The organism is Burkholderia sp. BDU5, assembly GCF_001522845.1.
In the GTDB taxonomy this organism is placed as follows: Bacteria; Pseudomonadota; Gammaproteobacteria; order Burkholderiales; family Burkholderiaceae; genus Burkholderia; species Burkholderia mayonis.
In genome coordinates, this window is record NZ_LOWC01000139.1 from 1 (window position 1) to 1,304 (window position 1,304).

The 1,304-nt window shown below is 63.5% G+C and carries 2 protein-coding genes and 1 pseudogene; all 3 read right to left on the minus strand.

Annotated elements, in window-relative coordinates:
* Positions 1-104 precede the first annotated feature (104 nt).
* Positions 105-320, minus strand: coding sequence for a hypothetical protein (locus WS69_RS21205; protein WP_059472649.1), 216 nt, complete (start codon positions 318-320; stop codon positions 105-107).
* Positions 317-1,090, minus strand: a complete 774-nt coding sequence (gene istB / locus WS69_RS21210; RefSeq protein WP_059472650.1) for an IS21-like element helper ATPase IstB — start codon at positions 1,088-1,090, stop codon at positions 317-319. The genes WS69_RS21205 and istB overlap by 4 nt, the downstream gene beginning before the upstream one ends.
* A pseudogene (locus tag WS69_RS34240) lies at positions 1,077-1,304 on the minus strand (IS21 family transposase); the annotation flags it as partial. The pseudogene WS69_RS34240 and the gene istB, both read right to left, overlap by 14 nt.

Genomic DNA, 1,304 nt, shown 5'->3' on the forward strand with positions numbered 1-1,304 from the left:
TGTTAGCGCCGGTGTAAAAGCGCCGTTAAACGACGGCACAAGGTTGAGCGAAACAGTCAACGACAAAGGGGCCACGCGGGCCCCTTTGTTTTGAATGTCGCCGATCAGAACGGCGGGTCGTGCTCGGTGAGCGGCAGTTCACGTTGCCGACGATCGCCACGAAGGACACGCTGCATGTCGGGCAGATAGCGTGCGCAGATGAGTTCGCGCAAGTCGTCGAGCAGTTCGAACACGGCGAGCGCCTGCTCGGGCGTCCAGTCGTCGGGCACGACGAAGTTCAAGCCGCGCGTGAGGCCTGAGGGCAATGGCACGGCTGTCATGATGACTCGCCTCCTTTGGCCGATTTGCTCGGGCCACGCTGCCGGGCGCGCTTGTCGGCCCGCTCGCGGGCTTCCTTCAGGCGGTACGATTCGCCTTCGATCGAGATGACCTCGGCGAGATGCACAAGGCGATCGACGAGCGACACGACGCAGGCGGCGTTCGGGAACACTTCTGACCATTCTGCAAACGGTCGATTCGATGTCACGATGGTGCTGTTGTTCTGGTATCTCCGGCTGATCAACTCGAACAGCAGATCGGCGTGGCGATTCGAGTAGGAGAGATATCCGACCTCATCGATCACAAGGACGTCGGGCGCAGCATAGCGACGCAAGCGCCGGCGCAGCGTTGAATCGCTATCGAGCGCAGCCAGTTCGCCCAGCATATTGCCGGCGGTGGTGAACAGCACCGTGTGCCCATGCACGAGCGCCTGATGCGCGACGTTCTTCGCCAGCGTCGACTTGCCCACGCCGTTGGGGCCGATGAGCACGACGTTGGCGGCGTCCTTCATGAACCCGAGCGTCATCAGTTCTTCGATGGCACCGCGATCACACCGTGACGGCCAACCCCAGTCGAAGTCGCACAAGGCTTTGAAGCCGCCCAGATGTGATTCCTTGATGCGCCGCTCGAGCGAGCGACGGGCTCGCTCGTCTTCTTCCCACTGCACGAGCGGCGCGACCCACGGCTGCTGCGCAACCTCGGGCCAGTGGGCCAGCAGCCCGTGCAAACGCAATTCCTGCGCGCGTGTGCGCAATGATTCAAGCGAGCTCATCCGTGCCTCCGGCAAGTTGATCGTAGGTATCGAGCCGGTGGGGTTGGACCGGCGTGTCCTTCTGGCGTACGTGTGGCGGCAGACACACGGCAAGCGGTGGTGGCAGTTCAAGCGCTTCGCGGCGGCGCTCCAGCGCCAGGCGCACGGCGTTCGGGTGCGGCACGCCGCTTTGTAGCGCATCGCCGATCGCGGCCTGCAATTGCGCAGCGCCGTA

Excerpts from the sequence above, each read along its gene's own strand:
- WS69_RS21205 (WP_059472649.1), bottom strand. The coding sequence starts at position 320 with ATGACAGCCGTGCCATTGCCCTCAGGCCTCACGCGCGGCTTGAACTTC.
- istB (WP_059472650.1), bottom strand. The coding sequence starts at position 1,090 with ATGAGCTCGCTTGAATCATTGCGCACACGCGCGCAGGAATTGCGTTTG.